Consider the following 8,189-nt stretch of genomic DNA (forward strand, 5'->3'; position numbering starts at 1 on the left):
TGGCATTAATAATGTCAGCAAAACGTGAAAATATACCCATGATGTTATCCTTAATAGCTATGCTAATTAGTGATGTTGATTTATTCACAATGGCGCATTGTCATAACGCCGCATACTTTAGTTAATACAATTTACGTGCCAACTTTTTAAGATTCACTTAACTCATTGATAATAAGCGACTTGTATTTTTAGCTTATTTTTTTAAACACATGATAAACTGGCAAAAAATACCTCAATATGGTGAATTTAACCAATGAACGAGAATTTAGAGACAATAATCGGCGTTGATAGTCAATTTATTGATGTATTAGAACAAACCTCAGCGCTTGCTCAATTAAAAAAACCGGTATTAATTATTGGCGAACGAGGCACTGGTAAAGAACTGATCGCTCATCGATTACACTACCTTTCCCCTTGGTGGCAAGGACCTTTTATTTCAATCAACTGTTCTGCACTTAATGATAATTTACTTGATTCTGAACTTTTTGGTCATGAAGCGGGGGCTTTCACGGGTGCTAAAAATCGTCATCAAGGACGCTTTGAACGAGCGGATGGCGGTTCTCTTTTTCTAGATGAACTAGCAACAGCGCCCATGCTTGTGCAAGAAAAGCTGCTGCGGGTTATTGAATATGGTCATTTAGAACGAGTGGGAGGCAGTCAATCTCTGCATGTTGATGTTAGGCTGATTTGCGCGACAAATGCAGATCTACCCGCAATGGCTGAAGATGGTAAATTTCGTGCCGATTTACTGGATAGATTAGCGTTTGATGTTATTAGACTTCCGCCATTAAGAGAACGACGTGCAGATATTATGTTGCTTGCTGAGAATTTTGCTATTTCAATGTGCCAAGAGTTAGGTTTACCTTTTTTCCCTGGTTTTAGTGATAGCGCATGCCAAGTACTTTTAAATTATTCATGGCCGGGTAATATTCGTGAGCTAAAAAAATGTTGTTGAACGCTCAGTTTATCGTCATGGAACCAGTGATAACACACTCAACACTATTATTATTGATCCTTTTGCTGGTCTTCAAACGCCCAGAATCCCCATATTAAAGACATCGTCTAAAGAAAATTTTTCACTACCTACCTTACCGTTGGATTTGCGTCAATGGCAAAATGATGTAGAAAAAAAAATTAGTGAATAATGCATTAAAAGAGAGCTTATATAACCAAAAAGAGGCGGCTGAAAAGTTATCACTAAGCTACGATCAATTCAGAGGGCTAATTAAAAAACACAAAATAACAACTTAATTCATTGATAAATAAATTTTTTTAATTTCAAAGTGACTTTGTCAATAATAGGCAAAAAAAAAGCCAGCACCCGAGCTGGCTAGTAAAAAAATACTGGAAGCAATGTGAGCAATGTCGTGCCCTTTGCGGAAAACCTCTTACCGCCGAAGGACAATACGGATGATAATCTTTATCATTAGCATTTGTAAAGCATTTTATTGAGAATTTTTCTCACTTTGTTTTTTTTTGACTATTTTGGGATAGAAAGTTTTTTAAGTTACAATAGCAAAATCGTTTCTCTAAAAGACATTATTTATGCGTCCTATTTTATTTATTGGTACTTTGCTACTCTCCTTTACAAGTGCGGCTTGTCTCGCAGATGTAGCACCCAAAACACAAGCACCATCTATAACGCTTGAGCCAACTCCAATTAATCAAAATGGCTTTGTTTACTGTGTTGATGGCAGTGTAAATACCTTTAATCCACAGTTATCAAGTAGTGGATTAATTATTGATCCTCTAGCGGCACAGCTCTATGATCGTCTTTTAGATGTTGACCCTTACACTTATCGCTTGATCCCTGAAATTGCCGCTCGATGGGAATCATTAGATAACGGCGCGACATACCGCTTTTATTTACGTAAAAATGTCTCTTTTCAACAAACACCTTGGTTTACACCAACACGTAAACTTACTGCTGATGATGTTATTTTTAGTTTTGAAAGGATGATTAATCCACAAAACCCTTTCAATCAAATCAATGGTGGAAAATATCCCTATTTTGATAGTTTAAGTTTTGCCAATAATATCCAATCAATAAAAAGACTAGGTCAATACACGGTAGAATTTAGCTTAAAAGAGCCTGATGCCTCTTTCCTATGGCATTTAGCAACACATTACGCCCCTATTCTTTCAGCTGAATACGCCAAAAATTTAGAAAAATCAGGCGATCAAACACAGCTTGATTGGAAACCGGTCGGAACAGGTCCTTTCTTTCTAGATGAATATCAACCGGGACAATTTGTTCGTTTATTTAGAAATCAAAATTACTGGAAAGGCCAACCAAAAATGCAACAGGTTGTTATCGATATGGGGGCTGGTGGTACTGGTCGTATCTCTAAATTACTCACTGGTGAATGTGATGTTTTAGCCTATCCAGCAGCAAGCCAACTGAAGGTTTTACGTGACGATCCGCGACTGCGGTTAACATTGCGCTCTGGTATGAATATCGCTTATTTAGCCTTTAACACCAGTAAGCCCCCCTTGAATGATCTTAAAGTTCGTCAAGCTATTGCTTATGCCATTAATAATGAACGTTTAATGGAATCTATTTATTATGGTACGGCTGAGACGGCAGCATCAGTCCTTCCTCGTGCATCTTGGGCTTATGATAATCGAGCAAAAATTACAGAATACAATCCTGAGAAATCGAAACAAATTCTTAAAGAACTCGGCCTTGATGAGCTGAAATTAAATCTTTGGGTACCTAGCGCTTCACAATCTTATAACCCAAGCCCATTAAAAATGGCTGAACTCATTCAAGCAGATTTAGCACAGGTAGGCATTCAAATGAATATTCGTCCTATTGAAGGGCGATATCAAGAGACGAGTATGATGGATCGGAGTCATGATATGACCTTATCTGGTTGGTCAACAGACAGTAATGATCCTGATAGTTTTTTCCGTCCTCTATTTAGCTGTGCTGCAATTGGCTCACAAACTAACTTAAGTCATTGGTGTTTACCTAACTTTGATGACATTTTGAAAAAAAGCGCTTTATAGTCAGCAACTTGCTTCAAGAATGGATTATTATCATGAGGCTCAAGATATTCTTGCTCAAGAGTTACCTGTATTGCCTTTAGCAAACTCTTTACGTATGCAAGCATATCGTTATGATATTAAAGGATTGGTATTAAGTACTTTTGGTAATGCGTCTTTTGCTGGTGTTTATCGAGAGGCAGAAGTAGATGAGCAGAATCACAAGAAAGAGGCTATAAAATAATCCATGATTATTTATTCAATACGTCGATTGCTTTTATTGCTTGTGACACTGTTCTTTTTGTCGCTAGTGAGCTTTAGCCTAAGTTATTACACACCCAATGCCCCGTTAAGTGGTGCATCACTCACTGATGCCTACTTTTTTTATGCCCATAATATGATCCATTTTGATTTTGGTATTTCCTCTATCAATGGTGAACCTATCAAAGCACAATTGGTAGAAGCACTTCCAGCAACCATGGAGCTTTGTACATTAGCCTTTCTTTTTGCTCTTATTTTAGGTATCCCTGCTGGTATTATTGCGGGGGTTTGGCGTAATAAATCCGCCGATATTATTATCAGTAACTTTGCGCTCTTAGGTTTCTCTGTGCCTGTATTCGGGCTGGCATTGCTACTCACTCTTTTCTTCTCACTCAATTTGGGTTGGCTACCTGTTTCAGGTCGTATTGATTTACTTTATAACTTACAACCGATTACAGGCATTGCATTAGTGGATGCATGGTTATCTGATTCACCTTATCGCCAACAAATGATCATTAACGTATTACAGCATCTGATTTTACCTGTAATAACGTTGGCTATTGCACCAACAACCGAAGTTATTCGATTAATGCGAAACAGTACAGAAGAAATTATGTCCGAAAACTACGTGAAAGCAGCCGCAACGCGAGGTCTTTCTCGTTTTACAATTATTCGTCGACATATTCTTCATAATGCTTTACCCCCTATCATCCCTAAATTAGGCTTACAGTTCTCCACCATGCTTACACTCACTATGGTGACAGAAATTGTATTTAACTGGCCAGGGCTTGGTCGTTGGTTAGTTACAGCAATCCGCCAACAAGATTACTCGGCTATTTCAGCGGGCGTAATGTTAGTGGGTTCAATGGTCATTATTGTCAACGTACTATCAGATATTGTGGGCGCGATGAGCAACCCAATGAAACACAAGGTGGGATATGCCTTTAGATAGCCAATTTTATAAAGAGAAGAAAACCCCTACACCTGCTGCGGTAATTTGGCAATGTTTTTCTAAAGACGTTATTTCTATGGTAGGGTTTTATGGCGTTCTTTTTCTCTTAGTGCTCAGTATTATAGGTCCTTATATTGCGCCTTATGCACTTGACCAACAATTTTTTGGCCATCAACTGACTCCCCCTTCTTGGTATCAAAACGGTAATGTCTCTTATTTCTTTGGTACAGATGATTTAGGACGTGATGTATTTAGCCGAATTTTAATTGGTACAAGTATGACCTTTGGTGGTGCATTTATTGTCACTTTTGCAGCAACACTGATGGGATTAATTATCGGTTGTTTTGCCGGCATGACCCATGGCTTAAAATCCGCCATTCTCAATCATATATTAGATACATTGTTATCCATTCCATCCCTACTGCTTGCTATTATTGTTGTCGCTTTTGTTGGAGCAAGTCTTGGTCACGCGATGATCGCAATTTGGTTAGCACTGTTACCTCGCTTAGTCAGAATGATTTACTCTGCTGTTAATGATGAGTTAAACAAAGAGTATGTTATTGCTTCTCGACTTGATGGTGCATCGAATATTTCCATTTTATGGTATACCGTGTTGCCTAATATTACGCCAGTATTAGTTTCTGAATTAACACGCGCCTTCTCAATTGCTATTCTTGATATTACAGCATTAGGTTTTCTCAATTTAGGTGCCCAACTTCCTTCACCAGAATGGGGAGCGATGTTAGGTGATTCATTAGAGTTAATTTATGTTGCGCCTTGGACAGTCCTAATTCCGGGTGCCACAATTATGATAAGTGTTTTATTGGTGAATCTTTTAGGTGATGGTTTGCAGCGTGCAATAAATGAGGGAGTTGAATAATGCCTTTATTAGATATACGCAATTTAACCATTGAATTTATGACACCTGATGGCCCAGTAAAGGCAGTAGACCGAGTTTCTATAACCCTAAATGAAGGTGAAGTGAGAGGCCTTGTTGGTGAATCAGGATCGGGAAAAAGCTTAATTGCAAAAGCGATTTGTGGCGTGACGAAAGATAATATCAGTGTAACCGCCGATCGTTTCCGTTTTGATGATATCGACTTACTTAAATTATCACCAAAAGCACGACGCCGTGTCATTGGCCATAATGTCTCAATGATTTTCCAAGAGCCACAATCTTGTCTTGATCCTGCGACAAAAATTGAGCAACAGCTTATACAGGCAATCCCCGGTTGGACTTTTAAAGGTCACTGGTGGCAACGCTTTCATTGGCGAAAACGCCGTGCAATTGAACTGTTGCACCGTGTCGGTATTAAAGATCACAAAGATATTATGCGCAGTTATCCTTATGAATTAACTGAAGGTGAATGCCAAAAGGTGATGATTGCCATTGCTATTGCAAATCAGCCTAGATTACTGATTGCAGATGAACCAACTAACGCTATGGAGCCGGCAACACAAACCCAAATCTTTCGTTTACTCACTCGGCTCAATCAGAATAACAATATGACCATTTTGTTGATTAGCCATGATTTACAATGGATGAGTAAATTGGCAAATAAAATTACGGTTATGTATTGTGGTCAAACCGTCGAAACAGCATCCCCTGACGAGTTATTAGTGACACCTTATCATCCTTATACCCAAGCGTTGATCCGTTCTATTCCCGATTTTACCAACTCATTGGCACATAAGAGCCGTTTAAATACATTACCTGGCGCAATCCCCTCCCTTGAGCATTTGCCTGTGGGGTGCCGTTTAGGACCTCGCTGCCCTTATGCGCAACGACAGTGTATTGAAGCACCTCGGTTACGTGTATTTAAAAATCATGCCGTGGCTTGTCATTTTCCGTTGAATGTGGAGCCAACTGATGTTCGATAAACTGCTTGAGGTGAAAAATCTATCAAAAACATTTCGCTATCGTACGGGATTATTTCGGCGTCAGCAGTTAGAAGCCGTAAAACCTGTAAGTTTTACGCTAGAACCCAAACAAACTTTAGCGATTATTGGCGCTAATGGTTCAGGAAAATCAACACTAGCAAGAATGTTATCTGGTGTGACTGAGCCTACGGGGGGCGATATTTTTATTAATGGACATCAACTGTCTTTTGGTGATTACCCTTATCGTAGCCAACGAATTAGAATGATATTTCAAGATCCCACTAACTCATTAAATCCGCGCCAACGTATCGGTCAAACGTTAGAGATCCCTTTACGCCTGAATACAGACTTAAGTGCGATTGAGCGTGAGAAGCGAATTTATCAAACATTACGTCAAGTGGGTCTTTTGCCTGAACATGCAAACTATTATCCTCATATGTTTGCATCAGGTCAGCGCCAACGAATTGCACTTGCACGAGCATTGATATTACAACCTCAAGTCATTATTGCCGATGAGGCAATCGCTTCATTGGATATGTCTTTACGCTCACAAATTATAAACTTGATGTTAGAACTGCAAGAGACTCATGATATTGCCTATATTTATGTGACACAAAATTTGGGCATGACAAAACATATTAGCGATAAAATCATTGTGATGGATAATGGCGAAGTCGTTGAGCGTGGTAATACAGCAGAAGTTCTTGCGTCCCCCTTACATGAAGTCACTCGCAGATTGGTAGCAAGTCACTTTGGTGAAGCCTTAACAGCAGAAGCTTGGCGTCAAGATTTAACTTAAGTGTAAACAATATAAGCCTAATGTTAATTGCACATTATTTCACCCTTTTCCCTTAACTCCTCGGAGGTGCTAGGGAAATTAAACAAATTTACAAATGTCGTGGTAGAATCAGCCACGTTTATTAACAATAAGCGTGATAACCTAACAGATAAATAAAACTGTGAATGATGTTATTATCGCGATTTACGAAAAAACAAGGATACAGCTATGGGCTTTATGACCAGCAAACGCATTCTTATTACTGGTGTTGCTAGTAAATTATCAATTGCTTATGGTATTGCTAAAGCTATGCGTGACCAAGGTGCAGAACTTGCATTTACTTACCAAAATGAAAAACTGAAACCACGCGTTGAAGAATTTGCAGCATCATTAGACTCGAATATCGTATTAGAGTGTGATGTGTCAAAAGATGAAAGCATCGATACTATGTACGCAGAACTTGCAAAAGTTTGGCCAAAATACGATGGTTTTGTTCATTCTATCGGTTTTGCTCCTGCTGACCAATTAGATGGTGATTACGTTAATGCAGTCACTCGTGAAGGTTTTAAAATTGCTCACGACATCAGTGCATACAGCTTCGTTGCTATGGCGAAAGCAAGCCGTAAGATGCTAAATCCAAATTCAGCTCTATTAACTCTAACTTATTTAGGCGCTGAACGTGCAATCCCTAACTATAACGTTATGGGTCTGGCAAAAGCCTCTTTAGAAGCTAACGTTCGTTATATGGCAAATGCTATGGGTCCTGAAGGTATTCGTGTTAACGGTATTTCTGCGGGTCCAATCCGTACATTAGCGGCATCTGGTATCAAAGATTTCCGTAAAATGTTAAGCCATTGCGAATCAGTAACGCCTCTGCGTCGTACTGTAACAACCGAAGATGTGGGTAATACAGCAGCATTCCTATGCTCTGACTTATCTGGCGGTATCACAGGTGAAATCGTTCACGTAGATGGTGGTTTCAGCATCGCGGCAATGAATGAATTAGAACTAAAATAATTCTGTTCTATGAATAATAAAAACCAGCCTTACAACTAAGGCTGGTTTTTTTATGCCGCTTTTCTACTTTTCCTCTTAACTCGATTAACTTTTGTATTTTTATCTTATATATTTCTTCCTTCATTATTAATATTATAAATCATTAGCTAAATTTCACTTTTTTAGCTTTATTCCTATAAGTTTTTCATTCTATTAGCGATAGAATAATCACATATTAATAAAAGGATTTAATGTATGAAGAAATTTAGATTTCTGTTTTTATATTTTTTGCTCTTATTGGTTGCAATTATTTTTTATTTGTAGCTTTTATTT

General features: G+C 38.5%; 5 protein-coding genes and 2 pseudogenes. All 7 read left to right on the forward strand.

Annotated elements, in window-relative coordinates:
• Nucleotides 1-253 precede the first annotated feature (253 nt).
• The 7 genes and pseudogenes from pspF to fabI all read left to right on the forward strand — a co-directional run bounded on the left by pspF (nucleotide 254) and on the right by fabI (nucleotide 7,877).
• Nucleotides 254-1,251: pseudogene (gene pspF / locus BHE89_RS05040) on the forward strand (phage shock protein operon transcriptional activator).
• A 294-nt stretch (nucleotides 1,252-1,545) separates the two neighbouring features.
• Nucleotides 1,546-3,232 (forward strand): annotated as a pseudogene (gene sapA, locus BHE89_RS05045) (ABC transporter substrate-binding protein SapA).
• Between the two features lie 3 nt (nucleotides 3,233-3,235).
• A complete protein-coding gene (sapB, locus tag BHE89_RS05050; protein ID WP_069369396.1) occupies nucleotides 3,236-4,201 on the forward strand; it encodes a putrescine export ABC transporter permease SapB in 966 nt (321 codons plus the stop codon).
• Nucleotides 4,188-5,081 carry a putrescine export ABC transporter permease SapC gene (gene sapC, locus BHE89_RS05055; protein WP_069369283.1) on the forward strand — a complete coding sequence of 298 codons (894 nt, stop codon included), beginning with the start codon at nucleotides 4,188-4,190 and terminating at the stop codon, nucleotides 5,079-5,081. The genes sapB and sapC overlap by 14 nt, the downstream gene beginning before the upstream one ends.
• Nucleotides 5,081-6,082: a putrescine export ABC transporter ATP-binding protein SapD gene (gene sapD / locus BHE89_RS05060; RefSeq protein ID WP_069369284.1), complete on the forward strand. Its 1,002-nt coding sequence runs from the start codon at nucleotides 5,081-5,083 to the stop codon at nucleotides 6,080-6,082. Before sapC ends, sapD begins: the two co-directional genes overlap by 1 nt.
• Nucleotides 6,072-6,881, forward strand: a complete 810-nt coding sequence (gene sapF / locus BHE89_RS05065; protein WP_069369285.1) for a putrescine export ABC transporter ATP-binding protein SapF — start codon at nucleotides 6,072-6,074, stop codon at nucleotides 6,879-6,881. The genes sapD and sapF overlap by 11 nt, the downstream gene beginning before the upstream one ends.
• Nucleotides 6,882-7,088: 207 nt before the next feature.
• Nucleotides 7,089-7,877, forward strand: coding sequence for an enoyl-ACP reductase FabI (gene fabI, locus BHE89_RS05070; RefSeq protein WP_069369286.1), 789 nt, complete (start codon nucleotides 7,089-7,091; stop codon nucleotides 7,875-7,877).
• The last annotated feature ends 312 nt before the right edge of the window (nucleotides 7,878-8,189 follow it).

Origin of the sequence: Shigella sp. FC1967 (assembly GCF_001743005.1) — a bacterium.
Lineage (GTDB): Bacteria > Pseudomonadota > Gammaproteobacteria > Enterobacterales > Enterobacteriaceae > Proteus.

Coding starts and splice junctions, on each gene's coding strand:
- sapD (WP_069369284.1), top strand. CDS start 5,081: ATGCCTTTATTAGATATACGCAATTTAACCATTGAATTTATGACACCT.
- sapB (WP_069369396.1), top strand. CDS start 3,236: ATGATTATTTATTCAATACGTCGATTGCTTTTATTGCTTGTGACACTG.
- sapC (WP_069369283.1), top strand. CDS start 4,188: ATGCCTTTAGATAGCCAATTTTATAAAGAGAAGAAAACCCCTACACCT.
- fabI (WP_069369286.1), top strand. CDS start 7,089: ATGGGCTTTATGACCAGCAAACGCATTCTTATTACTGGTGTTGCTAGT.
- sapF (WP_069369285.1), top strand. CDS start 6,072: ATGTTCGATAAACTGCTTGAGGTGAAAAATCTATCAAAAACATTTCGC.